The sequence below is a fragment of the Thalassobaculum sp. genome (assembly GCF_040219615.1).
Classification (GTDB): domain Bacteria; phylum Pseudomonadota; class Alphaproteobacteria; order Thalassobaculales; family Thalassobaculaceae; genus Thalassobaculum_A.
Map to the genome: position 1 here is coordinate 1 of NZ_JAVJSE010000047.1, position 24,551 is coordinate 24,551.

Annotated in this window: 25 protein-coding genes; 14 read left to right on the plus strand and 11 right to left on the minus strand. The window is 70.1% G+C overall.

The features are described 5' to 3' along the window. The 4 genes from RIC31_RS27575 to RIC31_RS27590 form a co-directional block, all read left to right on the plus strand. On the plus strand, positions 1-837 hold an 837-nt coding region (locus RIC31_RS27575), incomplete at its 5' end, for a TRAP transporter large permease (protein WP_350116207.1). A 138-nt stretch (positions 838-975) separates the two neighbouring features. After that, the gene (locus tag RIC31_RS27580; protein ID WP_350116210.1) at positions 976-1,494 is read left to right on the plus strand and encodes a PAS domain-containing protein; all 519 of its coding nucleotides are present in this window, start codon (positions 976-978) and stop codon (positions 1,492-1,494) included. Positions 1,495-1,641: 147 nt separating this feature from the next. Further along, on the plus strand, positions 1,642-2,154 hold the full coding sequence (locus RIC31_RS27585) for a TRAP transporter small permease (RefSeq protein WP_350116213.1): 513 nt from the start codon (positions 1,642-1,644) through the stop codon (positions 2,152-2,154). Between the two features lie 9 nt (positions 2,155-2,163). After that, positions 2,164-3,474 (plus strand): TRAP transporter large permease, encoded by a 1,311-nt coding sequence (locus tag RIC31_RS27590; RefSeq protein ID WP_350116216.1) that lies wholly within the window; start codon positions 2,164-2,166, stop codon positions 3,472-3,474. On the opposite strand, the gene RIC31_RS27595 is transcribed toward RIC31_RS27590, so the two are convergent. After that, positions 3,434-4,036, minus strand: a complete 603-nt coding sequence (locus tag RIC31_RS27595) for a class I SAM-dependent methyltransferase (protein WP_350116218.1) — start codon at positions 4,034-4,036, stop codon at positions 3,434-3,436. The two genes, RIC31_RS27590 and RIC31_RS27595, sit on opposite strands and share 41 nt — an antisense overlap. 93 nt (positions 4,037-4,129) lie before the next feature. Continuing rightward, a complete protein-coding gene (locus tag RIC31_RS27600; protein ID WP_350116221.1) occupies positions 4,130-4,903 on the minus strand; it encodes a ferredoxin--NADP reductase in 774 nt (257 codons plus the stop codon). Between the two features lie 333 nt (positions 4,904-5,236). Between RIC31_RS27600 and RIC31_RS27605 the strand changes: the two genes are divergently transcribed. Next, a complete protein-coding gene (locus RIC31_RS27605; protein WP_350116224.1) occupies positions 5,237-5,977 on the plus strand; it encodes a pyridoxine 5'-phosphate synthase in 741 nt (246 codons plus the stop codon). A 16-nt stretch (positions 5,978-5,993) separates the two neighbouring features. Here RIC31_RS27605 and RIC31_RS27610 read toward each other — a convergent pair whose 3' ends face one another. From RIC31_RS27610 to RIC31_RS27635, 6 genes are all read right to left on the minus strand, one after another. After that, a complete protein-coding gene (locus RIC31_RS27610; RefSeq protein ID WP_350116227.1) occupies positions 5,994-6,806 on the minus strand; it encodes an enoyl-CoA hydratase-related protein in 813 nt (270 codons plus the stop codon). Next, entirely contained in the window at positions 6,803-7,780 is a 978-nt protein-coding gene (locus RIC31_RS27615) for an alpha/beta hydrolase (RefSeq protein ID WP_350116230.1), read from the minus strand. The genes RIC31_RS27610 and RIC31_RS27615 overlap by 4 nt, the downstream gene beginning before the upstream one ends. A 127-nt stretch (positions 7,781-7,907) precedes the next feature. Continuing rightward, a complete protein-coding gene (locus tag RIC31_RS27620) occupies positions 7,908-8,447 on the minus strand; it encodes a hypothetical protein (protein ID WP_350116233.1) in 540 nt (179 codons plus the stop codon). Positions 8,448-8,453: 6 nt separating this feature from the next. After that, the gene (locus RIC31_RS27625; RefSeq protein WP_350116236.1) at positions 8,454-8,870 is read right to left on the minus strand and encodes a hypothetical protein; all 417 of its coding nucleotides are present in this window, start codon (positions 8,868-8,870) and stop codon (positions 8,454-8,456) included. Positions 8,871-9,022: 152 nt separating this feature from the next. Beyond that, entirely contained in the window at positions 9,023-10,582 is a 1,560-nt protein-coding gene (locus RIC31_RS27630) for an alkaline phosphatase family protein (RefSeq protein WP_350116239.1), read from the minus strand. An 82-nt stretch (positions 10,583-10,664) separates the two neighbouring features. Further along, complete coding sequence (locus tag RIC31_RS27635; protein ID WP_350116242.1) at positions 10,665-11,639, minus strand: TRAP transporter substrate-binding protein; 975 nt, start codon at positions 11,637-11,639, stop codon at positions 10,665-10,667. Between the two features lie 165 nt (positions 11,640-11,804). On the opposite strand from RIC31_RS27635, the gene RIC31_RS27640 reads away from it, so the two are divergent. From RIC31_RS27640 to RIC31_RS27650, 3 genes are read left to right on the plus strand one after another with little or no spacing between them, the layout of a single operon-like run. Then, positions 11,805-13,040, plus strand: coding sequence for a M20 family metallo-hydrolase (locus tag RIC31_RS27640; protein WP_350116245.1), 1,236 nt, complete (start codon positions 11,805-11,807; stop codon positions 13,038-13,040). Beyond that, positions 13,037-13,831, plus strand: coding sequence for a 2-keto-4-pentenoate hydratase (locus RIC31_RS27645; protein WP_350116247.1), 795 nt, complete (start codon positions 13,037-13,039; stop codon positions 13,829-13,831). Before RIC31_RS27640 ends, RIC31_RS27645 begins: the two co-directional genes overlap by 4 nt. Before the next feature lie 37 nt (positions 13,832-13,868). Then, positions 13,869-14,345 carry a MarR family winged helix-turn-helix transcriptional regulator gene (locus tag RIC31_RS27650; RefSeq protein WP_350116250.1) on the plus strand — a complete coding sequence of 159 codons (477 nt, stop codon included), beginning with the start codon at positions 13,869-13,871 and terminating at the stop codon, positions 14,343-14,345. Positions 14,346-14,363: 18 nt separating this feature from the next. On the opposite strand, the gene RIC31_RS27655 is transcribed toward RIC31_RS27650, so the two are convergent. Continuing rightward, the gene (locus RIC31_RS27655; protein WP_350116253.1) at positions 14,364-16,361 is read right to left on the minus strand and encodes an FAD-dependent oxidoreductase; all 1,998 of its coding nucleotides are present in this window, start codon (positions 16,359-16,361) and stop codon (positions 14,364-14,366) included. 164 nt (positions 16,362-16,525) lie between these two features. On the opposite strand from RIC31_RS27655, the gene RIC31_RS27660 reads away from it, so the two are divergent. The 4 genes from RIC31_RS27660 (at position 16,526) to RIC31_RS27675 (ending at position 20,858) form a co-directional block, all read left to right on the plus strand. Continuing rightward, the gene (locus RIC31_RS27660) at positions 16,526-17,122 is read left to right on the plus strand and encodes an SIS domain-containing protein (protein ID WP_350116256.1); all 597 of its coding nucleotides are present in this window, start codon (positions 16,526-16,528) and stop codon (positions 17,120-17,122) included. A gap of 98 nt (positions 17,123-17,220) precedes the next feature. Beyond that, positions 17,221-18,186 (plus strand): sulfotransferase family protein, encoded by a 966-nt coding sequence (locus RIC31_RS27665; protein WP_350116259.1) that lies wholly within the window; start codon positions 17,221-17,223, stop codon positions 18,184-18,186. Between the two features lie 33 nt (positions 18,187-18,219). Then, entirely contained in the window at positions 18,220-19,248 is a 1,029-nt protein-coding gene (locus RIC31_RS27670; protein WP_350116262.1) for a ligase-associated DNA damage response exonuclease, read from the plus strand. After that, positions 19,245-20,858, plus strand: coding sequence for a cisplatin damage response ATP-dependent DNA ligase (locus RIC31_RS27675; RefSeq protein ID WP_350116265.1), 1,614 nt, complete (start codon positions 19,245-19,247; stop codon positions 20,856-20,858). Before RIC31_RS27670 ends, RIC31_RS27675 begins: the two co-directional genes overlap by 4 nt. Before the next feature lie 28 nt (positions 20,859-20,886). Here the strand turns inward: RIC31_RS27675 and RIC31_RS27680 are convergent, their stop codons facing one another. Then, a complete protein-coding gene (locus RIC31_RS27680) occupies positions 20,887-22,293 on the minus strand; it encodes an MFS transporter (protein WP_350116268.1) in 1,407 nt (468 codons plus the stop codon). A gap of 164 nt (positions 22,294-22,457) precedes the next feature. Between RIC31_RS27680 and RIC31_RS27685 the strand changes: the two genes are divergently transcribed. Both RIC31_RS27685 and RIC31_RS27690 read left to right on the plus strand, forming a co-directional pair. Continuing rightward, entirely contained in the window at positions 22,458-23,090 is a 633-nt protein-coding gene (locus tag RIC31_RS27685; protein WP_350116271.1) for a helix-turn-helix transcriptional regulator, read from the plus strand. Positions 23,091-23,127: 37 nt separating this feature from the next. Further along, positions 23,128-24,102 carry an NADPH:quinone oxidoreductase family protein gene (locus RIC31_RS27690; protein WP_350116274.1) on the plus strand — a complete coding sequence of 325 codons (975 nt, stop codon included), beginning with the start codon at positions 23,128-23,130 and terminating at the stop codon, positions 24,100-24,102. A 4-nt stretch (positions 24,103-24,106) separates the two neighbouring features. Here RIC31_RS27690 and RIC31_RS27695 read toward each other — a convergent pair whose 3' ends face one another. Continuing rightward, positions 24,107-24,541 carry a GNAT family N-acetyltransferase gene (locus RIC31_RS27695; protein WP_350116277.1) on the minus strand — a complete coding sequence of 145 codons (435 nt, stop codon included), beginning with the start codon at positions 24,539-24,541 and terminating at the stop codon, positions 24,107-24,109. Positions 24,542-24,551: the final 10 nt, after the last annotated feature.

Sequence of the window (24,551 nt, forward strand, 5' to 3'; positions counted from 1 at the left end):
ATCTCGGTCGGCAACCTGTTCCTCGGCGCGATCCTGCCGGGCCTGCTGCTGTCGTGCCTGTACTTCGCCTACATCCTGGTGGTGTCGTCGCTGAAGCCGCACTGGGCGCCGTCGCTGTCCGACGACGTCGGCCCGGACTCCGCCGTCGGCCTGCTGCTCATGCTGCTGAAGGGCTTCCTGCCGCCGGTGTTCCTGATCATCATGGTGCTCGGCTCGATCTTCGCCGGCTGGGCGACCCCGACCGAGGCGGCGGGCGTCGGCGGCTTCGGCTCGATCGTCCTTGCCGTCATCAACCGCCGGCTCACCTGGGCGGTCATCAAGGACGTGTGCGAGCGCACCGCCCTGACCACCGGCATGATCTTCTTCATCTTCATGGGCGCGACGGCGTTCTCCTACGTGTTCCGGTCGCTCGGCGGCGAGGACATCATCATCGAGTTCATCGAGCACCTGGGCCTCGGTCCCTGGGGCCTGCTGATCGTCCTGATGACGGTGATCTTCTTCCTCGGGTTCTTCTTCGACTGGATCGAGATCACCCTGATCGTGCTGCCGGTGTTCACCCCGGTCGTCGAGCTGATGGACTTCGGCAGCCATGTGATGGGCCGCGACGTCATCTACTGGTTCGCGCTGCTGGTGGCGGTCAACCTGCAGACTTCGTTCCTCACACCGCCCTTCGGCTTCGCGCTGTTCTACCTGAAGGGGGTGTCGCCGAACTCGGTGAAGATCCAGAACATCTACCGGGGCATCGTACCGTTCGTTGTCCTGCAGGTGATGGGGCTGGTGGCCGTGATGATCTGGCCGCAGATCGCATTGTGGCTACCCAACCTGATCCTGGAATGAAGAGCGCAACCGCAGATGGGTGCGGCGCTTCCGACCGTTCCGGTCGGCGTCCTGGACGCCGATCGCCTGCGGTCTCACCCGGACGACCGGCGGTTCGATGCCGGATGCCTGGCGATCGGGCGGGACGAGGGTCGAACGATGCTTGATTCCGAGCGCTGGCGGATCTCGATTCGCCCGCTGCACGACGGTGTGCCGGCCTTCCCGGGATTCGAGTCGATCGTCGATCTCTGGAACCGCAAGCGTGGCGGCCGTCTGCTGCCGTCCAGGCGTGACTTCGAGCTGTGGGATCTCGGGCACTGGGCCGGCCACGTGAACTTTTCGATCCGGACCGACCGGGGGCCGCGCTTCTCCCTTTACGGTTCCGAGAACGCCAGGCTGTTCGGCAAGGACCTGACCGGCCAGTTCCTGTGCGACCACATTGTCGACGACTACCGGTCGGAGATCGTCTCGTTCTTCGAGGAACTGTCCCGACAGATCGCCGTCGGACACATCAGCGGGCAGTCGGTCATGCTCGACAGGCAGTGGCTGTCGGTCGAGACACTGGTGCTCCCGCTCGGCGACGACCACCTCATCGCCAACCGGTTCATGCATGTGATCAACGCGGCGATCGGGCCGTGGATGGGAACACCTCGGGGCTGGCTCGCCGACCCGCACTGAGCCGTCGCAGGCCTCGAGAGGCGGGTCGGCGCAAGGCCGCGTTCGGGGCCGGCGACACCGGTGTGTCGCAAGCCCTTTCGCGGTCGCACAAACCTCGTCATGCTGGCGCCGGCCGGGGAATCCGGCCCAGGGTCTTGCGGGGGATCGATGATTCGACGTTGTCTCGACGGCCTCTATCTGGGGGCCGGCATTCTGGCTGCGCTGTTCATGATGTCGATCGGCGTGCTGATCGTCAGCTCGGTGATCGCGCGGCTGATGGGGTCCTACGTGCCGGGTCTGAACCAGTATGCCGGCTATGCCATGGCGTCGTCGTCCTTCCTGGCGCTGGCCTACACCTTCCGGGCCGGCGGCCACATCCGGGTCAACATCCTGCTGACCCACCTGCAGGGCCGGAAGCGCTGGCTGGCCGAGCTGTGGTGCCTGGGCGTCGGTGCTTATCTCGCAGCCTATGTCGCCTGGTACTCGATCAGGATGGTGCGGGTCTCGCACATGCTCGGCGACGTCAGCGAGGGCGTGGACGCCACCCCGTTGTGGATCCCGCAGCTCGGCATGGCGATCGGCTCGACCCTGTTCGCGGTCTGCCTGGTCGACCGGCTGGTCGCGGTCGCCCGGGGGGCGGAAATCGAAAAGGCCGGCGGTGACGCCGCGGCCGTGGAGTAAGGGACGGCCATGGAAGACCTCCTGTTTACCGGGCTGTTCCTGGTCACCTTGTTCTTCCTGCTGGGCTCCGGCCTGTGGGTCGGGCTGTCGCTGGTCGGCGTGGCGCTGGTCGGCATGGAACTGTTCACCTCGCGGCCGGTCGGCGACGCCATGGCGACCACCATCTGGTCCGCCACCTCGTCCTGGACCCTGACCGCGCTGCCGCTGTTCATCTGGATGGGCGACATCCTGTTCCGCACCCGGCTGTCGGAGGACCTGTTCCGCGGCCTGGCGCCCTGGATGACCGCGCTGCCGGGCCGGCTGCTGCACACCAACATCGTCGGCTGCGCGGTGTTCGCCGCGGTGTCCGGCTCGTCGGCCGCGACCCTGGCGACGGTCGGCAAGATGTCGATCCCCGAGCTGCGCCGCCGCAAGTACCCCGAGAACATGATCATCGGCACGCTGGCCGGCGCCGGCACGCTGGGCCTGCTGATCCCGCCGTCGATCATCATGATCGTGTACGGCGTGACGGTGAACGAGAGCATCGCCCAGCTGTTCATGGCCGGCATCCTGCCGGGCATCATGCTGGCCGGGCTGTTCATGGGCTATATCGGCATCCGGGCCCTGCTGCAGCCCGACCTGATGCCGGACCAGGGCGACCCGATGAACTTCGTCGGCAAGATCAGGCGCTCGATCTACCTGCTGCCGGTGGTCGGGCTCGTCCTGACGGTCCTCGGCTCGATCTACTTCGGCATCGCGACCGCCACCGAGGCGGCGGTGCTGGGGGTGATCGGCGCGCTGCTGCTGTCGCTGCTGCAGGGCTCGCTGACCTGGGAGAACTTCAAGGAGAGCCTGCTGGGGGCAACCCGGACCTCCTGCATGATCGCGCTGATCCTGGCCGGCGCCCACTTCCTGACCCTGGCCATGGGCTTCACCGGGCTGCCGCGCCACCTCGCCGAGTTCATCGGCTCGCTCGGGCTGTCGCCGCTGATGCTGATCTTCGCGCTGACGATCTTCTACATCGTGCTCGGCTGCTTCCTAGACGGCATTTCCTCGGTGGTGCTGACCATGGCGGTGGTCGAGCCGATGATCCGGCAGGCCGGCATCGACATCGTGTGGTTCGGGATCTTCCTGGTGATCGTCGTCGAGATGGCCCAGATCACGCCGCCGGTCGGCTTCAACCTGTTCGTGCTGCAGGGCATGACCCATCACGACATGGGCTACATCGCGCGGGCCGCGATACCGATGTTCCTGGTCATGGTGGTGGCGGTCGGCCTGATCGTGGCGTTCCCGGAAATCGTCATGTACCTGCCGGAGACGATGCGCCAGGGGCCGGGGTGACCGGGCGGCGCCCGACCGTATAGCGGTATATCAGCAGCGGTCCGGCGTCGGCCTCCATCAGCGCCGCGTCGGGCACCCACCGGTCGAAGGCGAAGCTGTACGAGACCACCACGGTGCCGGGCCGTGCCTCGGCGTCGAGCTTCGGCGCCAGCCGTTGCATGATCGCGGGCATCAGGTAGCAGACGGCGGCGCCGGCATCGTTCAACGGGACTGCCATCAGGTCGGCCCGGCGGAACGACAGGTTCGGATACCGGAACACTGCCAGCATGACGCGCGAGAACAGCCATGGCAGCGGCGACAGTTCGATGCCGACCACGGGGTTCCCCGGATAGCGGCGGGCGGCTGCGAAGGCGAGCCCGCCCCACCCGGATCCGAGGTCGTAGATGGTGCCGTCGATCCGTTCCGGCAGCAGCCGGAGCATGGCGGCCCGCGTCCCTGGGCCGGTCGGCATCGGCGGAACGCCGGTCCGCAGGGCGTAGCCTACGATCAGCAGGCCACCGAGCAGCAGGGTGACCAGCGTGATGGCCTCGGCGCCGTCCAGGGCAAGATCGGACGGCGTCATCCGGGCGGCCGGCTCCGGCCCCGACACGGAGCGATCATGCTGTCCCGTCCTCGCCGCTGCTACCGTCGGCGGGACTATGCCACAGGCCGGCGGTCAGCGCTCGACGAAGGCCCGCTCGATCACGTAGCTGCCCGGCTTGCTGTTGCTGCCTTCGACGAAGCCGAGGTCCTCGAGGATGACCTTGAGGTCCTTCAGCATGGCCGGGCTGCCGCACAGCATGGCGCGGTCGTGCTCGGGGTCGAGCATCGGCAGGTCGAGGTCGTCGGTCAGCCGGTTCGACAGGATCAGGTCGGTGATCCGGCCGCGGTGGCGGAACGGCTCGCGGGTGACCGTCGGATAGTACAGCAGCTTCTCCCGGACGTACTCGCCGAGCAGTTCGTCCTGTGGGAACTCGTTGGCGATCCACTCGCCATAGGCCAGTTCGGCGACCTTGCGGCAGCCATGCACCAGAACGACCTTCTCGTATCGCTCGTAGCTCTCCGGGTCCTTGATCAGGCTGAGGAACGGCGCCAGCCCGGTGCCGGTGCCGATCAGAAACAGGTTGCGGCCGGGCAGCAGGTTGTCCTGGACCAGCGTGCCGGTCGGCTTGCGGCCGACCAGGATGCGGTCGCCTTCCTTCAGGTTCTGCAGGCGCGAGGTCAGCGGCCCGTCCGGCACCTTGATGCTGAAGAACTCCAGCCGGTCCTCATGGTTGGCGCTCGCCATCGAATAGGCGCGCAGCAGCGGACGGCCCTCGACCTCCAGCCCGATCATCGTGAACTGGCCGTTCTCGAACCGGAAGCCAGGGTCGCGGGTGGTCGTGAAGCTGAACAGCGTGTCGGTCCAGTGGTGGACGCTCAGCACGGTCTCGGTGTTCAGGTTGCTCATCTGCCGGCATCCCGTTGCGCAGTGGAGGTCAGATGGGTCGATCCTAGGAGTTGCAGGAATAATTGTTCGTATGCATATGAAGTTCAAGAGGCGAAATGTCGCTTCCGACGTCCGACGGACGAAGGCCTAGATACGCAGCCGATCCGCCTCTGCCAAGCGAATAATTCGATATAAAGAACCTTGTGCGGAAGATAGAACTGGCCGGATGACGCCATGGTCCGATGACACGTCCCAACCTTGGCTCCATACCCGTCGCAACTTCGCCCTTCAACACGGCGCCATTGTCGCCGATTGTGTAGCCGAAGGATTTGATCTGCATCAGGAACGACCGGCATGACCGCCCTCAGCGTCAATCTCAACAAGGTGGCGACCCTCCGGAACACGCGCCCGCATACCGAGCCGAGCGTGCTGCGGGCGGCGCGGACGGTGCTCGAGGCCGGCGCCGCCGGGGTGACCGTTCATCCGCGACCCGACGCCCGGCACATCCGCGAGCAGGACGTGCTGGATCTGGCCGAGCTGATGAGGGAGCCGGCCTGGGTCGGCCGCGAGTTCAACATCGAGGGCTATCCGGACGACCGGTTCCTGGCATTGATCGAGCGGGTCCGGCCGGATCAGGTGACCCTGGTACCGGACGCGCCGGAGCAGTCGACCTCCGATCACGGCTGGGACCTGCCGGGGGAGTCGGAATTCGTCGGCCCGATCGTCGCGCGACTGAGGGCGCTGGGCTGCCGGGTGTCGCTGTTCGCCGACCCGACGGCGGCGGTGATCGCCGGCGCCCGGGCGGTCGGGGCCGACCGGGTCGAGCTCTATACCGGGCCGTATCACGAGGCGTTCGGCTCATCGGGCCAGGCCGCGGTCCTCACCACCTTCGTGGCGGCGGCCGGGCAGGCCAGGCAACTCGGGCTCGGGCTCAATGCCGGCCACGACCTGACGCTCGACAACCTGCCGACCCTGTCGCGGGCGATCCCGTGGATCGACGAGGTCTCGATCGGGCATCACCTGATCGGCGACGCCCTGTTCATGGGGCTGGCGGCCGCCGTGAAGGCCTACAAGGGCTGCCTGTCGGGCGACTGAGCGTCGCCGCGGCTGGTCAGTCGGCGGGGCCCGGATACCAGGCCGGCGGGCGTTTCTCCAGGAAGCTGGCCAGCCCCTCGACCGCCTCGGCGGTCTGGCGCTTGGCGGAATGCTCGACGATCAGCGCCTCGAAGTGTTCGTCGCTCAGCATCAGGCCGGCCTCCAGCAGGGCCCGGCGCTTGGACTGGGCGGCGGCTTCCGGGGCCGACATCAGCAACGCGTCGACGACCGGCGCGACGGCAGCGTCCAGCCCGCCCTCCGGGCAGACCTGGTGCACCAGCCCCATGGCCTGGGCCTCGGCCGCGCCGAAGCGCTCGCAGGTGAGCGCGTAGCGCCGCACGTTGCGCACGCCCATGGCGGCGTTCAGCTGCGGCACGATGATCCCGGCCATGACGCCCCAGCGCGCCTCGGTGATCGAGAAGATCGCGTCCTCGCTGGCGATCACGATGTCGGCGGCGGCGACGATGCCGGTGCCGCCGCCGAAGCAGCCACCGTGGACCAGGGCCACGGTCGGCTTCGGGAACTCGGTCAGGCCGCGGATCGCCGAGGCGGTGCGCCGCGACACCACCACGTTCTCCTCCGGCGACAGCTTGCCGATCTCCTTCAGCCAGGAGAGGTCGGCGCCGGCCTGGAAATGCCGCCCGTTGCCGCGGATCAGCACGACGCGGACCCGGTCGTCGCCGCCGAGCCGCCCGAAGGCCTCGAGCAGGCCGCCGATGACCTCGCCGTTGTAGGCGTTGTTGCGCTCGGGGCGGTTCAGGGTGACGGTCGCCACCCCGCGGCGGTCGACCGCGCACAGCACGGTGCCGTCGCCGTAGGTCTCGCTCATGACGGCATCCCCCGCAGTGTCGCCGACAGCTTGGCGGCGAGGTCGTCGATCATTGCCTGGGCCTTCGGCAGCATCCGGGTCAGGGTCATGAAGCCGTGCACGACGCCCTCGTAGACCGTGAGGCTGCATGGAATGCCGGCATCGCGCAGGCGGGCGTCGAGGCGGATGGCGTCGTCGCGCAGCACGTCGAGGCCGGCGGCCGAGACGAAGGTCGGCGGCAGGCCGGTCAGATCGCCGCGCATCGGCACGACCCGGGGATCCCGGTAGTCCTCCGGTCCGCGGACGTAGTGCGCGAAGAACGCCTGCATCTCGGCCCTGGACAGTCCCCACTCGCCGCCGCCGAAGGCGCGGTACGAATCGGTCTCGAAATCGTTGTCGGTGACCGGATAGATCAGGCCCAGCGCGCCCACCGGCGACCGGCCGCGGCGCTGCAGTTCCAGTTCCGTGCCGAGCGCGATGTTGGCGCCGGCGCTGTCGCCGGCCAGCGCGATGCGGCGGGGGTCGACGCCCCAGCCGGCGCCGTTCGCGACGATGTGCTGGACCACCGCGACCGCCTCGTCCAGGGCGGCCGGGAACTTGTGCTCGGGGGCCAGCGCGTAGTCGACGGCGGCCACCACGCAGTTCGAAGCGTTGGCCAGGCAATGCATGCCGCGCGCATGGGTCTCGAGCGAGCCGACCACCCAGCCGCCGCCGTGCAGGTAGACGATCACCGGCAGGGCCGGATCGTCCGACGGGTACAGCAGGCGGACCGGAATCTCCCGGTCTGGCCCGGCCACCGTCACCTCCCGGATCCGGGCGAGCGGCGGCCGCTCCTGATTCCACCAGGCGCGGTCCATTTCCATGCGCTGACGCGCCTGGTCCGGCGTCAGCCCGGAGCGGTCGGCCGGCAGGTCGTACTCGCGCGCGATCTCGGCCATGCGCGCCAACGCGCGCTGCATGTCCGGATCGACCCAGATGTCGGGCTCGGTGGCCATGGGGTCCGTCCTGGTCCTCGTGGAGGCGTTCCGTCCGGGCGGACGGCCGCCCATGGTCGACGGATTCCCGTGTCACCGCAAGGCTCGGCCGGCGATCCGCAAGGCCGAGCCTTGCGGACGGTGGCGGTCAGTCGAACGAACTCGGGACGACCTGCAGCAGGTTGGTGCGGGTGGCGACCAGCAGGTGCGTGACCTCGTCGCGTTCGCCGGAGAGCGGCACGATGAACCGCCGGTAGACGAATTCCCGGCCCTGCCACAGCAACTCGATCTGGGCCAGGGTCACGGCGGCGTTCTTCTTGGCGTGCGCATAGTCGCGTTCGGCCATGTAGCGGACGATCGGCCACTCGGCGTCGCGCAACATCCGGCCGCTGTACTCCTTGCCGTCATGCACGCTGGTCTGCCGCGCGTATTGCAGGAAGCGGTAGTGCGACGGGTCCTCGTGGGTACAGTCGACCAGATGGGTCGTTCCGAGAATCCCGAGATCGATCAGCAGATTGGCGTCGATGTCGCGCACCTTCGGCGGGTGCGACCGGCCGCCCAGCCCGAGCGCGCTCGACAGCCGGATGAACGGGTTGTCGACGCCGACGATGAAGTCGTTCTGGAAGCCGAAGCGGGCGAGCGCCCGCCCGCCGGCATCCTGGGTCTCGACCTTGGCTGCGCCCCACATGATCCGTTACCAGCCGGCGACGCGCACGAGTTGCATCGTCCGGCCGTCGGCCTCGATCGGCAGGACGATGAACTGCAGGCCGCCGTCCATGTCCTCGAGCACGGAGAACCGCAGCGCCATCGGGCGGTCGACCTCGCCCAGGCTGGCGTGGATCTTCTTCGCGATCTCGATGTGGTAGTAGGCGTTCTCGAACGACTCGACCAGCGCCGCCTCGTTCAGCAGGTCGCCGGTCTCCTCGCAGAACAGGAAGCACCGGGCGCCGCAGATCGCCTCGTTCGACAGCAGGTCGGCGGATTCGTCCCTGGACAGCTCCAGCCACTCCAGCGTCGCGGTCTTCAGGGCGAGGTCCAGATCGAGGAAGGACACGTGCCGGATGATGAATCCCGGCGCGGGAACGATGTATGCGGCGCGTGCGATGCCCATAGCGTCTTCCCGATCTCTGCAATTACCAGACTACATCACCTGCCACCGGCGACCGTCAAGCGTGCGGCCGCATGGATCGGACGCAGTCTAGACCGGATCAGGTTTCCAAGAAGTTACCGGCGGGGCTCGCCACGACTGGCTGTGCCGGCAGCCTACCAGCCGGCGCGATTCGGTGCGACATGGGTCGGTCCGCCGGGCGTCACCAGGCTCCAGCCGGCCAGGGTGCGGTCGGCATGGGCCATCCGCCAGGACAGCATGCGGCCGGCGTAGTCGGCGCGGATCGCGGCATAGTCCGGATCGCCGGCGCGGTCCGTGAGCTCGCCCGGATCGCGGGCCAGGTCGAACAGCAGCGGCGGCAGGCCGGTGAAGTGCACGTATTTGAACGCCCGGTCGCGCAGCACCGCCAGCTGGGCGGTGTCGACGGTCAGGCCGAGCTGGTCCTCGACCGTTGTCGATCCGACTTCCCGGAAATCGTACTCCCAGTGGACCGCGTCCCGCCACACCGCCGGCGTTCCGCCCTCCAGGAACGCGGTCAGCGGGCGGCCGTCCATGGCCGGCGGGATCCCGGCGCCGATCGCGTCCAGGATGGTCGGGGCCAGGTCGACAGCCTCGGTGAAGGCCTCGACGATCCGGCCGGCCGCCGGCGTTCCACCGGCCGGCTTGACGATCAGCGGGACGTGGTAGGCGGCGTCGAAATAGCCGCACTTGCCGAGCAGGCGGTGGTCGCCCAGCATCTCGCCGTGGTCGCTGGTGACGACGATCAGGGTGTCGTCGTAGCGGCCGCTCTCCTTCAGGAAGGCGATGGTGCGGCCGAGCTGGGCGTCGACCTCGGCGATCATGCCGTAATAGGTCGCCCGCATGACGGCGACCGCCTCGTCGGTCAGGTCGGCGCCGAGCCCGGGCGCCTCGTAGACGTAGCCCGCCAGCCTGATGCGGTTCAGCTCCCAGGCGAGATAGCGGTGCTGGGCCGCCTCGGCGTCGCGGCTGGCGGCCCGCACCGGCGGCGGGGTCGACGCCGGGTCGATCAGGGTGTTGTACGGCTCCGGCACCACGAAGGGCGGGTGCGGGCGCAGCTGGCTGACATGCACGAAGCCCGGCCCGGTGTTGCGGCCGGCCGAGGACAGGTGCTCGATCAGCCGGCCGGTCAGGAACGCGGTCTCGGTCTGGTCGGCGTCGAACGCCGGCGGCTCGCGATGCGGGCCGGCCGGCGGCTTGCCGGTGCCGCGCGGCCGGAACACGTCGTGCACGCCGCTGCCGAGTTCGACGCCGCGCGCCGCCAGCCAGTCCCGCCAGACCGGGCTCGGCTCGGCCATGTCGGTATGCACGGCGAAACCCGGCGCGATGCCCTCGTAGGTGCGCAGCCGCGGGTCGCCGGCGGGCACGCCGCGCGGATCGATCGACTGGTCGGTGTAGCCCAGCAGCAGCGGGTCGTAGCCGGCGGCCCGGGCGACGGTGGCGACGGTGGCGTGGCGGGCGTCCAGCGGGGTGCCGTTGCGGCAAACCCGGTGGTTCATCTGGTACAGCCCGGTCAGCAGGCTGGCGCGCGCCGGCGAGCAGGGTGCGCAGGTGGCGAAGTGGTTGCGGAACAGCACGCCGTCGGCGGCCAGCGCGTCGATATGCGGGGTCCGCGCGCAGGGATGGCCGAGCGCCGACAGGCTGTCGCCGCGGAACTGGTCGAGCGTGATCAGCAGGACGTCGGGACGGCGGGGCATGGGGATCCGGGGGAAGCGGGCCGATACGCTGCGGGCCGGCCCGAAGGCCGGCCCGCAGGAGCCTAGCGTACCGGAGCGCCGGTTACATCTTCTTGAAGCGGGCGACGACCGCCTTGCCGGCATCGCCGGCCTTGGCCAGCCATTCCTCGGTCATGGTCGCGCCGATCGTCTTGAAGTCGGCGGCCAGCGGGGCGCTCGGCGGCTCGACGGTCATGCCGTTGGCCTTGAGCTGCTCCTTGTACCAGTTGGCCAGCTCCTCGGACTTCGCCCAGCCGGCCTTCTCGGCGTCGGCGGCGGCCTTCGTCACCACGTCCTGGGTCGCCTTGTCGAGGGCGTCCCAGGCGGCCTTGTTGACGATGATCATGTTCTTCGGCAGCCAGGCGTTGGTGTCGTACCAGTACTTGGTGAACTCCCAGAGCTTGCTGTCGTAGCCGGTCGAGCCGGACGAGATCATCGACTCGGCGACGCCGGTCGAGAACGCCTGGCTGATCTCGGCGGCCTCGATCTTGGTCGGGATCGCGCCCATCAGCTCGGCCAGGCGGGCGGTCGCCTGGTTGTAGGCCCGGAACTTCACGCCCTTCATGTCGGCGGCCGAGTTGATCGGCTTCTTGGTGTACAGGCCCTGCGGCGGCCAGGCGACGGCGTACAGCAGCTTCACGCCCTTCGACTCGAGCAGCGCGCCGAGTTCCGGCTTGCTGGCCTCGTACAGCTTCTTGGCCTCGTCGTAGGAGGTCGCCAGGAACGGCAGGCCGTCGAGCTCGAACAGCGCGTCCTCGTTGCCGAGCGCCGAGATCAGCCGCTCGCCGATCGGCGCCTGGCCGGTCCGCACTGCCCGGAAGATCTCGCCGCCCTTGAACAGGGAGCCGCCGGGGTGGGTGACGATCTCGAGCTTGCCGCCGGTCCCCTTCTTCACCGCCTCGGCGAACGCCGCCGCGGTCTCGGAATGGAAGTTGGTGGCGGGATAGGCCAGTGGCATGTCCCACTTCTCGGCGAGCGCCGAGGCCGCCCAGCCGAGGGCGAGGGCGCCGGCCGCCGCCGTCGTGATGATCCGCTTCATGAAGCTCCCCTTTCGCAGTCACGTCCGGAGCCGCCCGCGGCCCGGCGGCCGATAGCATGCGACGGAATCGGGGGATGGCAAGCGGCTTCGCGCGGGCGGTCGCAAGGGGTGACGGCGGCGCGTCCCGGCTCTAGGCTCGGCCGGAATCGTCAATGGAGGACCGACATGCCGAGCATCGATGCCGACCGCCTGATGGCCGACCTGAAGGAGTTGCGTTCGATCGGCGCGGTCGAGACCGGCGTGGTCCGCCCGGCGCTCAGCGACAAGGACATGGAGGCGCGGCGCTGGCTGGCGAGGAAGTTCGAGGCGGCCGGCCTGACCGCCAGCATCGACGGGGTCGGCAACGTCTACGGCCGCTCGCCGAAGCCGGGTCCGGCGCTGCTGATTGGCTCGCACTCCGACACCCAGCCGCGCGGCGGCTGGCTGGACGGCGCGCTGGGCGTGATCTACGGCCTGGAGATCGCCCGCGCCATGGCCGAGGACCCGGCGACGGCGGGCCTGGCGGTCGACGTGGTGTCCTGGCAGGACGAGGAGGGCACCTACATGTCCTGCTTCGGCAGCCGGTCCTGGTGCGGCACCCTCGACCCGGAGGCCGAGAAGGCGGCGCGCAACGGCTCGGCCGGGATGTCGCTGACCGAGGCGATCGCCAAGGCCGGCCTGACCGACGTGCCGCGCCAGACTATCGAGCCGGACCGCTATCTCGGCTATCTGGAGGCGCATATCGAGCAGGGCGCCTATCTGGAGGAGGGCGGGCTGACGATCGGCGTGGTCACCGGCATCGTCGCGATCCGCGCCATGCGCTTCCGGTTCCACGGCGAGCAGAATCACGCCGGCACGACCACCATGAAGCGCCGCAAGGACGCCGCCACCGCGCTGTTCGAGGTGGCGCACCGGATCAACCAGGAGTTCCCGAAGGTCGCCGGCGAGCGCACGGTCTGGACCATGGGCCGGCTGTCGGTGCAGCCGGGCGCGCCGTCGATCGTGCCGGGCTATGCCGAGCTCGACCTGCAGTTCCGCGACACCGACGAGACCATCCTGGACAGGTTCGAGGAACTGGCGGCCGGGATCGCAGCCGACGTCGGCCGCGGCAAGGTCCGGGTCGAGGTCGAGCGCTCGCGCACGCCGGTGAAGGCGTCGTTCATGGACGCCGGCTTCCAGAAGCACATCGCCGGCGCCGCCGAGACGCTGCTGCCGGGCAAGTGGCAGAGCATGCCGAGTGCGGCGGGTCACGACCCGATGGTGATCTGCGAGAAGATCCCCTGCGCCATGCTGTTCATCCCGTCGATCGGCGGCATCAGCCACGACTTCGCCGAGGACAGCCACGAGAGCGACATCGTGCAGGGCTGCCGGGTGCTGGCCGACGCCGCCGCCTCGATCCTGCAGGAGCGGAGAAACGCATGAACGAGGACCGGATCGGCGACGCCGCGCAGTTCCTGGCCCGCCCCCGGATGTCCGGTCCGCCGACGCCGGCGGCACCCGCCGACCTTGCGGCCGCGACCGTGGCCGAGGGCTACGCCATCCAGCGCGCCCTGCACGCGGTGCTCGAGGCCGCCGGACACGGTCTGTGCAGCGGCCACAAGATCGGCTGCACCACGCCGGTGATGCAGGCCTATCTGGGTATCGACCACCCCTGCGCCGGCGAGGTGTTCGAGGCCACCGTCTTCGGGTCCGGAGCCGAGGTGTCGCTGCAGCGGTTCCACAAGGTCGGGGTGGAGTGCGAGATCGCCGCCCGGCTCGGCGCCGACCTGCCGGCCAGGGCCCGGGGCCACGGCCGCGACAGCGTCGCCGATGCGATCGAGAGCCTGATGGCCGGGATCGAGCTGGTCGACGACCGCTACGCCGACTACCGCGCGCTTCCGGTCCCGCTGCTGATCGCCGACGATTTCTTCAACGCCGGGGTGGTGCTGGGGACGCCGGTGACCGACTGGCGCGGTCTCGATCTCGCCGCCATCGAAGGCGTCATGACCATCGACGGCGACGAGGCGGGGCGCGGCGTCGGTGCCGACATCCTCGGCCATCCGCTGAACGCACTGGCCTGGCTGGCCGATCATCGGGCCGCACTCGGCACGCCGCTCAGGGCCGGCGAGTTCGTGATGCTGGGCAGCGTGGTCAAGACCGTGTGGATCGACCGGCCGTCGACCGTCGCGGTGCGGTTCGAGGGCCTCGGCGAGGCCTCGGTCACGCTCGCATGACGAGCGGCGCCGGGCTCGCGGAACCCGAGGGACCGCCGTGACGCAGGCGCCGGGCGAGTACGGGGTCAGCAACCGGATCTTCTTCCGGCTGTTCCAGCTGGGGAACACGCTGCAGACCCGATCGGCGAGCTTCCTCGGGGTGACGGCGGTCCAGTGGGCCGTGCTGGGGGCACTGTCGGCCGAGCGTTCGGTATCCGGAATCGCGCTCGGCGATCTCGCGGAATACCTCATGGTCAGCCGCCAGAACCTGGACGGCGTGCTCAAGCGGCTGGAGCGCGAGGGCTATGTCGAGCGGGCGGTCGGCCCGACCGACCGTCGCGCCCGGATCGTCCGGATCACCCCCAAGGGCCGCTCGTTCTGGGGCAACCTGGAGCGCCGGATCGGCGAGTTCTACCGGTCGGCAACGCTGGATGTGAGCCAGGAGGAAAAGCAGTCGCTGTCGCGCCTGCTCGACCGGCTGCAGTCCAACCTGAAGGCGATGGGCGACAACGGTTCCGGGGACGCCGTCGGCTGAGGCCGGCGCCGCGGCCCCTCAGAGCCGGTTGCCGAGCCGCGCACCCTCGTCGATCGCCCGCTTGGCGTCGAGTTCGCCGGCGAGCCGGGCGCCGCCGATCACGTGGACCGGGCGGCCCCGCGCGGCCAGCTCCGTGGCGAGCGCGGCGTTCGACTCCTGCCCGGCGCATACCACGATGGTGTCGGCCGCCAGGATCTCGCGGCCGCCGTCGGTCTCGACATGCAGCCCGGCGGCGTCGATCTCCAGGTATCGGACCCCGGCGATCTGCCGCACGCCGAAATCCCGCAGCTCCTGGCGCAGGATCCAGCCGGTGCTCTTGCCGAGCGTCCGTCCGAAGCCACCGGGCGAGCGCTTCAGCATGGTGACCCGGCGCGCCGCCGGCCGGTGCCGGGCCGTTCCGGCGATCCCCCAATGCGCCTCGAACGCCGCCAGGGCCGGGAGGTCGCCCGGGTCCGGGTGCGCCAGGAACAGCGCCACGTCGTGGCCGATGCCGCCGCCGCCGATCACCAGCACGGCTTCTCCGGCGGTCGCCCGGCCGGTCAGGATCTCGGTGTAGCCGACCACCCGCGGATCGTCGCCGCCGGGAATGTCCAGCGCGCGCGGCAGCACGCCGGTCGACAGCACGATCTCGTCGTAGCCGGCGCCGGCCAGCGTCGCCGCGTCGACCGCCGTGCCGTACACCGTCTCGACGCCGGCCGCCGCGAGCTGGTTCTCGAAGTTGTCGATCGCCCGGCCGTAGTCCTCCTTGCCCGGAACCACCGCCGCCAGCCGCAGCTGCCCGCCGGGGCGCTCGGCGGCGTCGTACAGTGTGACCCGGTGGCTGCGGCGGGCCGCCTCCAGGGCGCAGGCGATCCCCGCGACGCCGGCGCCGACCACGGCGATCCGTTTCGGCCTCGCCGCCGGCGCCTCGTCGCGCTCGAGCTCCCGCACCGCCCAGGGGTTGACCAGGCAGGTCACCGTCTGGTCCAGGAAATAGTGGTCGAGGCAGGCCTGGTTGCAGGCGATGCAGAGGTTGATCTGCCCGGCCCGGCCGCCGAGCGCCTTGTCGACGATCTCGGCGTCGGCCAGGAACGGCCGCGCCATCGAGACCATGTCGGCCTGGCCGTCTCGCAGCACCCGTTCCGCGGTCTCCGGCAGGTTGATGCGGTTGCTGGCGATCACCGGGATCGAGACCGCCGCCTTGAGCCGGGCGGTGGCTCCGGCGAAGGCCGCGTGCGGCACCGCGCCGGCGATGGTCGGCACCTTGGACTCGTGCCAGCCGATGCCGGTCATCAGGCAGCCGGCGCCGGCCGCCTCGACCGCGCGCGCCAGCCACTGCGTCTCGTCGTTGTCGAGGCCGCCCTCGATGAGGTCGGCGGCCGAGATCCGGTAGCTGATGATCGGGTCGGGGCCGAGCGCCCGGCGCACCGCCGCGGTCACCTCGATCGCGAAGCGGGCGCGGCCCTGCAGGCTGCCGCCCCAGTCGTCGGTACGATGGTTGGTGCGGGTCGCCAGGAACTCGCTGATCAGATAGCCCTCGGAGCCCATAATCTCGACGCCGTCATAGCCGGCCTCCAGCGCCAGCGCGGCCGACGCGGCGTAGTCGCCGATGGTCTGCCGGATCTGTGCGTCGGTCATCTCGGCCGGCAGGTACCGGTTGATCGGGGCCTGGACCGGCGAGGGCGCGACGATCTCGTCGTGGTAGCCGTAGCGCCCGGCATGCAGCAGTTGGACGACGATCCGCCCGCCATGCCCATGCACCGCGTCGGTGATCCGGCGGTGCGGCGCGATCGCCGCCCTGCTGTCGAACAGGCTCGGGTGGTCTTTGACCCGGGCGGCCCGGTTCGGCGCGAAGCCGCCGGTGACGATCAGCCCCGCCCCGCCACGGGCGCGGTCGCCGTAGAACCGCGCCAGCGCGTCGAACCGCTCCGGCTCGGGCTCCAGGCCGGTATGCATCGACCCCATCACGATGCGGTTGCGCAGATCGACCCCGTCGACCCGGATGGGGCTGGCGATCAGCGGAAACGGCGACGGCATCGAAGGCACCCCGCATGGCTTGTCGGTCCGGCGACCATAGCTTCGGTTGCGATATTGCGCCAATATATTGACATAATTTTGGCCCGGTGGACGCGGCACCGTGACCCTTGCCTCGCCGTCGGGTTGCGCCTAAAGCCGACCGGCAAACCGTCGGAGCCGATCCCATGGACATCGCCGCCCGCATCCGGGCCATCCTGCATGCCGAAGCCGAGGCCATCCGCTCGATCCGGGTGGACGACACCTTCGAGAGGGCGCTGGTGGCGATGGAGGGCTGCCCCGGCAAGATCATCACCGTCGGCATGGGCAAGGCCGGCTTCGTCGCTCGCCGGTTCGCCGCGACCCTAGCCTCCACCGCGACCCCGGCTTTCTACATCCATCCGAGCGAGGCGGCCCATGGCGACCTCGGCCATATCGACACCGGCGACTGCCTGATCGCGTTCTCGACCTCCGGCAAGACCCGCGAGGTGCTGGAATGCATCGAGATGGCCAAGCACCTGAACCCGACGGGCCGGGTGATCGGCATCACCTCGCATCCCGACTCGGGCCTGCGCGACCTGGCCGACATCGTGCTCGACATGGGCGTGATCGAGGAGCCGTGCCCGCTCGGCCTGACCCCGACCGCCAGCATCGCCGCCATGAGCGCGATCGCCGACGCCCTGACCCTAACCCTGATGGAGCGCAAGGGCGTCACCCGCGAGGCCTACGGCGTGCGCCACCACGGCGGCTATCTCGGGCGGAAGGCGCGGCTCGACAACGTGTGAGGGCGGTTGCGAGGCCTGGACATGTCAGGGTGGTGAAACTACGGTCGCGAACATCGTACCTGTGGTAGTGACAGGCGCTGCTCGCGAGATTTCTGCCGATGCACGACGAGATTTTCCACCTGCCGGGCATCGACCGGGTCTGCATCTTCCACATCCCCAAGAATGCCGGCACCAGCCTCGTCACCGCGGTCCGGAACTGCTACCCGCACAACTACGTTCGCGCCAAGCGTGGGTTTTCGAGCCATGAAGCGCTGTTGGAGGACCTGACCGACCCGGGTTACGGCGACAAGCTCGGTCACATCCGCAACCCGGCCAGCGGCCTCACCGGCACCGAACTGGTAATCGGCCACTTGAATTACGGCATCCACAGGAGATTGGGCGGCAGAACCCTCTATGTGGCCTTCCTGCGGGAACCGGTGTCGCGCCTGCAGTCGCTGTACCAGAACTATCGGCGGTCCCGGCCCAACCGGCTGACGGTGAACGGCAAACTGCTCTCCTTTGTCGATTTCTACACCCACCTGTCCAACCAGGAACGGGTCGACGTCTATAACGAGCAGGCCAAGATCCTCACAGGCCGTTTCCTGCATGACGATCCGACCTGCATGGTCTCCAGCCCGCCGGGTCTGTCAGAGGAGGCAACGAGCAATCTCGAGTCCGGCATATTCTTCACCGGGCTCTACGAGCGTTTCGAGGAATCGATCGAGATCCTCAAGGCGTTGCTCGGCCTGCCGCGGCTGCAGGTCGGTCACCACAATCAGGGTGGGTACACGTTCGACCGTACCGGTCTGGCGAAAGCCGACCGCAAGATGCTGTTGCGGCTGAATGTCCCGGACCACCTGGCTTACCTGGCAGCCAAGTCGCGGTTCGATCGACTGTCGGAATATGTAGGGTCGCTCGCCGACCGCGACGCCTTGGCAGAGCAGGTCGGGGACTGGATTCGCGAGACCGCAGGCACGAACCCGGTGCCGCCGATGCCGATACCGGCATCTCGGCCGCTAGACCCGGCGGCTGCGGAAGTGTCGGGCGGGACGTTGGACCGAGGGCACCCGACCGCTGAACATTGACGCTCGGGCCCTGCCGCCCGACTGTTCCGCTCCATGACCGCCCCCCATCCCGAGACCTGGGTCGAGGTGCGGCCGCAGGGACTGTATGTCGTGCCCGGCGGCTTCTACGTCGACCCGCTGCGTGCCGTCGACCGGGCGGTGATCACCCACGGGCACTCGGACCATGCGCGGGCCGGCCACCGCGCCGTCATGGCCACAGTCGAGACCCTGGCGATCATGGCGCACCGCCTGGGCGACCAGCCGGACCAGGCGACCCGGGCGCTGGCCTATGGCGAGGTGGTGCGGGTCGGCGACGTCGCGGTGTCGCTGCACCCGGCCGGCCATGTGCTGGGCAGCGCCCAGGTCTGCGTCGAGTACGAGGGTTCGCGTATCGTGGTGTCCGGCGACTACAAGCGCCGGGCCGACCCGACCTGCGCCGCATTCGTGCCGGTGCCCTGCGACGTGTTCGTGACCGAGGCGACCTTCGGCCTGCCGGTGTTCCGCCACCCCGACGACCGCGCCGAGATCGCCAGGCTGCTGGACAGCGTGCGGCTGTTCCCGGAGCGCTGCCACGTGGTCGGAGTGTACTCCCTCGGCAAGGCGCAGCGGATCATCGGCCTGCTGCGCGAGGCCGGCTGGGACCGGCCGATCCATGCCCACGGTGCGCTGCTGCCGATGTGCGCGCTGTACGAGGCGCACGGGGTAAGTCTCGGCGACCTGCGCCCGGCCACCGCCGGCGCCAAGGGCACCCCCAGGGACGAGTTCAAGGGCGGCATCGTGCTGGCGCCGCCGTCGGCGATCATCGACCGCTGGGCGCGCCGGCTGCCGGACCCGGTGGTCTGCATGGCGTCCGGCTGGATGCGGGTCCGCCAGCGCGCAAGGCAGGGCGGCGTCGAGCTGCCGCTGGTGATCTCCGACCATGCCGACTGGGACGAACTCCTGCAGACCTTCGACGACGTCGGCGCCCCGGAGATCTGGATCACCCACGGCCGCGAGGAGGCGCTGATGCATGCGGCCTCGGCGCGCGGCTACCGGGCCCGGGCGCTGGCCCTGGTCGGCTACGAGGACGAGGGCGGGTCGTGACGCCGTTCTCCCAGCTCCTCGACCGGCTGATCTACACGCCGTCGCGCAACACCAAGCTGGCGCTGATCGTCGACTACTTCCGCCATGCACCCGACCCGGACCGCGGCTGGGCGCTGGCCGCGCTGACCGGCGGGCTGGCCTTTCCCGGCGTGAAGGCCGGCGCGATCCGCGACCTCGCCATGCGGCGGGTCGACCCGGTGCTGTTCCAGTGGTCCTACGACTATGTCGGCGATCTGGCCGAGACCACCGCGCTGATCTGGCCGGAGCGCCGCAGCAACCGGGCCTGGCCGACCCTGGGCGAGGTGGTGGAGCGACTGCGCACGACCGCCCGCGCCGACGCCCCGGATGTCATCGAGGAGTGGCTCGACCCGCTCGACGCCACCGGCCGCTGGGCGCTGCTGAAGCTGATCACCGGCGGCCTGCGGGTCGGGGTGTCGGCGCGGCTGGCAAAGGTGGCGCTGGCCGAATACGGCGGGGTCGAGGCGACCGCGATCGAGGAGGTCTGGCACGGCCTTGAGGCGCCCTACGGCGAGCTGTTCGCTTGGCTGGACGGCAAGGGCGTGCGCCCGGATCTGGAGGACAAGCCGGTGTTCCGGCCCCCGATGCTGGCGCATCCGCTGGAGGACGACGAGGTCGAGGCGCTGGATTTCGACACCTTCCTGGCCGAGTGGAAATGGGACGGCATCCGGGTGCAGGTGGTGTCGCGCGGCGGCGAGAGGCGGCTGTATTCGCGCACCGGCGACGACATCGGCGCGGCGTTCCCGGACGTCCTCGACCACGTCGGCTTCGAGGCTGTGCTGGATGGCGAACTGCTGGTGGTGGTCGACGGCGAGGTGCGGCCGTTCAACGAACTGCAGCAGCGCCTGAACCGCAAGACCGTCACCGCCGCGATGCTGCGCCGGCACCCGGCCTTCGTGCGGCTGTACGACATCCTGTTCGACGGTGCCGAGGACCTGCGGGCGCTGTCGATGCTGGAGCGCCGGGGCCGGCTGGAGGCGTTCTTCCGGCGCGAGCTGCCGAGCCGCATGGACCTGTCGCCGGTCGTCGACTTCGCCGGCCGCGACGAACTGGAACGCCTGCGCGCCGGCGCGCGCGACGGCGCGACCGAGGGCCTGATGCTGAAGCGCCGGGACGCGCCCTACGTCGCCGGCCGGCCCAAGGGGCTGTGGTACAAGTGGAAGCGCGGCCCGCTGACGGTCGACGCCGTGCTGATGTACGCCCAGCGCGGCCATGGCAGGCGCAGCTCGTTCTATTCCGACTACACCTTCGGCGCCTGGCGCGACCACCCGGAGACCGGCACGCCCGAGCTGGTGCCGGTCGGCAAGGCGTATTTCGGCTTCACCGACGACGAGCTGAAGCTGCTCGACAAATGGGTGCGCGACCACACCGTCAACCGCTTCGGCCCGGTGCGCGAGGTGACCCATGCGTTGGTGTTCGAGGTGGCGTTCGACAGCATCCACCGTTCGCCGCGCCACAAGTCCGGCGTCGCCATGCGGTTCCCGCGCATCGCCCGGATCCGCTGGGACAAGCCGGCCGCCGAGGCCGACCGGCTGGAGACGCTTGAGGGGATGATCCTTCGTGGCCGGCCTGCGGCCGACACCTCAGGATGATGAGGCAAAACTCTGTGATGCCGGATCATTATCCCTCATCCTGAGGCGCCCGCGGTGCGGGCCTCGAAGGGCCCCCATACCCGTTCCGCAGCGCCCCGGCGAAGGCCAGGGCGAGCGCCGGCAGCAGGGCGTAGTAGACCAGCCGCGCCGCCTCGGCGATCGCCGCCGGCGGCGGGGTGCCGACGAGGCCGGCGCGGTCGGCGACGATTCCGGCGGTCGCCGAGCCGAAGGCGATGCCGAGGGCCTGGGTGGTCGGGATCACGCTGGTGACCCGGTCGCGGTCGGCCTCGCCGGCGTCCTCGAAGATCCGTTGGGCGACATGGCTCCAGGCCATGCCGATGCCGAAGCCGATCAGCACGATCGCCCCGATTGCGGCCGGCAGCGGGCCCTGCGGTACGAACAGCGCGCATCCCAGAACCCCGGCGCCGCTCAGCACCGGGCCGCCGGCGGTCACCGCGCTGGCCCGGGCGCCGACATAGCCGGCGACCACCAGGGCGGCGATCGTCCAGGACATCGACTGGGCGGTGACCACGTAGCCGGTGGCCAGCGGCGGCACGCCGTGCAGCGCGGTCAGGAAATACGGCGCGTAGATCGCCGTGACCGAGGTGCCGAACGAAACGAAGAACACGAAGGTCACGCCGCCGCCGAGCACTGTGGTCGGACGGAACATGCCGTGCGGGAACAGCGGGTCGGCCGAGCGCCGCTCCCACAGGATCGCCGCCAGCAGCAGCAGGGCGGCCAGGGCCACCACCAGCGCCGTCCGGCCGTCGTCGCCGCTGCCGGAAGCGCCGATCGCCATGGCCGCCGCGCCGATCAGGGTGAGCCGCAGCACCGGGGCCAGGGTGCCGCCGGACCCGCCCCTGCCCTTGTCGGCCACGGTCCGGAGCGTGGCGGCGAACAGGACCGCGCTGAACGGCAGCATGGCGAGGAAGCCCCAGCGCCACTGGCCGAGCTCCGCGAAGATCCCGCCGATCAACGGCCCGGTCAGGGCGGCGATCCCCCACATGCCGGAGATCACCGCGAACATCCGCGCCCAGCTGGACGGCGGGTACAGGTCGCGCACCAGGCCGTGGGCGCCGGCCATCAGCAGCCCCGAGCCGAGGCCCTGGACGGTGCGCCCGACCAGCACGGTGGTCATGTCGGGGGCGACGCCGACCCCGGCGGCGCCGACGGCGAAGGCGATCACTGCCCCGCACATGGCGCGGCGGGCGCCGAACCGGCTGCGCAGCTGGCCGGCGGCGGCCGAGCTGACGATCGAGGCCACCACGTACAGCGTGGTCGCCCAGTGCAGTCGCTCGAGCTCGCCCAGGTCGGCCACCACCGAGGGGGCCAGGCTGGCGAACACGAAGAAGTTGATCGCATAGAGGATGATGCTGAGGCCGAGGGTGACGGTCGGCAGCAGGTATCCGGGTCCGAACAGCTGGCGCCAGTTCAATGGCGGCTGTCCGGCTCCGCCTTGCGCCTCGCCCGTCTCCGCGCCGGTCATCCCGACTTCCTCCCGAGTTTCCAGGTGCGTTCTGGTTCGGGGGATCGTGGTCGCGACGCTCTGGTTCCACAAGACTTTTCTTGGTATAAGAAGCGGGCGATCAGGAGGTGCCGTTGGCCGATACGACTGCCGACCGGATTCTGTTCCGGCTGAAGACCCGGGGACCGCAGGCCATCGCCGAGCTCGGCGCCGCCTTCGGCGTGACGTCCGAGGCGGTGCGCCAGCTGCTGGTCAAGGCCGAGGCGGATGGTCTCGTCACCTACGAGGACCGGCGCGAGGGCAGGGGCCGGCCGAAGCGGCTGTGGCGCCTGACCGAGACCGGGCACGCCCGGTTCCCGGACCGGCATGCCGAGCTGACCGTCGGGCTGCTGGAGGCGGTCAGGGCCGAATTCGGCGACGCCGGGCTGGACCGGCTGATCGCCCGGCGCGAGGCGGCGCAGCGCGACGCCTATCGGGCCGAGACCGGGCGGGCCGGCACGGTCGAGGGCAAGGTCAGGGCGCTCGCCGAGCTGCGCGACCGCGAGGGCTACATGGCCGAGTGGTGGCGCGAGGACGACGGCAGCCTGACCCTGGTCGAGAACCACTGCCCGATCTGCGCCGCCGCCGCCACCTGCCAGAAGCTCTGCCGCTCGGAGCTGGCGATCTTCCGGGACGTGCTGGGCGGCGCGGCCGAGGTCGAGCGCACCGATCACGTGTTGGCCGGCGCCCGCCGCTGCGCCTATCGTGTCGTCCCGATCCGGGGTTGAGCGGGACCGGGTACCGAACGGCGACACGGGGAACACCATGCGGGCGATGAACTGCCGGGCCTTCGGGCCGGTCGACGATCTCGTGCTGGAGGAGGTGGCGACACCGGTTCCCGGCCCCGGCGAGGTGCTGCTGCGGGTCGCGGCCTGCGGCGTGAACTTCCCGGACGTGCTGATCGTCCAGGGCAAGTACCAGTTCAAGCCGGAGCCGCCCTTCGCGCCCGGCGGCGAGGTGTCGGGCACGATCGCCGCCCTCGGTCCGGACGTCACCGGCTGGACGGTCGGCGACCCGGTGATCGCCACCACGCTCTGGGGCGGATTCTCCGAGGAGCTCGTGATCGCCGCGGACCGGCTGCTGCGCCGGCCCGACAGCATGGACGAGGTGACCGCCGCCGGCTTCGCGCTGACCTACGGAACCTCCTACCACGCGCTGGTGCAGCGCGCCGCGATCCGGCCGGGCGAGACCCTGCTGGTGCTGGGCGCGGCCGGCGGCGTCGGCATCGCCGCGATCCAGATCGCCAAGGCCCTGGGCGCCCGCGTGATCGCCGCCGCCAGCACGCCGGAGAAGCTGGCGGTCGCCAAGGCCGAGGGTGCCGACGACCTGGTGAACTACAGCGAGGACGGCTACCGCGACCGGCTCAAGGAACTGACCGGCGGCCGCGGCATCGACGTGGTCTACGACCCGGTCGGCGGCGCGCTGTTCGAGCCGTCGCTGCGCTCGATGGCCTGGAACGGCCGCTACCTGGTGGTCGGCTTCGCCAGCGGCGAGATCCCGAAGGTGCCGGCCAACCTGACCCTGCTGAAGGGCTGCGCGGTGGTCGGCGTGTTCTGGGGGCAGTTCCGCCGCACCGAGCCCGAGCTGGACGCCGAGAACTTCCGGGCGCTGTTCGAGCTGCACGCCGCCGGCAGGATCAAGCCGCTGATCAGCGCCACCTACCCGCTGGAGCGGGCCAAGGAGGCGCTGCACGCCCTGGCCGAGCGGCGGGTGACCGGCAAGATCGTGCTGACGGTGTGACGGCCTACAGCGCCTTGCGGTAGAACCGGCGGCAGCCGCCCTTCGGGAAGTCCGGCAACTCGCCGAACATCTCCCAGCCCAGGCGCGGGTAGTAGTCCGGCCCCTGGTGATCGTAGGTGTCGAGCCAGGCGCCGTGGCAGCCGCGCCCGCGGGCCAGGTCCTCGGCCGCCGCCAGCAGCGCGCGGCCGACGCCGGCGCGCCGGGCCTCGGGTGCGACCGCCAGCAGGTTGACATGCAGCCAGCCCAGGTTGGTCGAGCCGATCAGCCCGCCGGCCGGCCGGTCGCCCAGGCTGGCCGTGATGGCGAGCGGCCGGGCCTCGAAGACGACGCCGGCGGCGCGACCGTGATCGTCGAGCCAGTCCAGGACCCGCTCGCGGGCCGCCGCGAACGCCGGATCGGCCTCCTCGGCGAGGGTGGTGAGGACGAGCTCCACCGTCATGGGCGTCGTG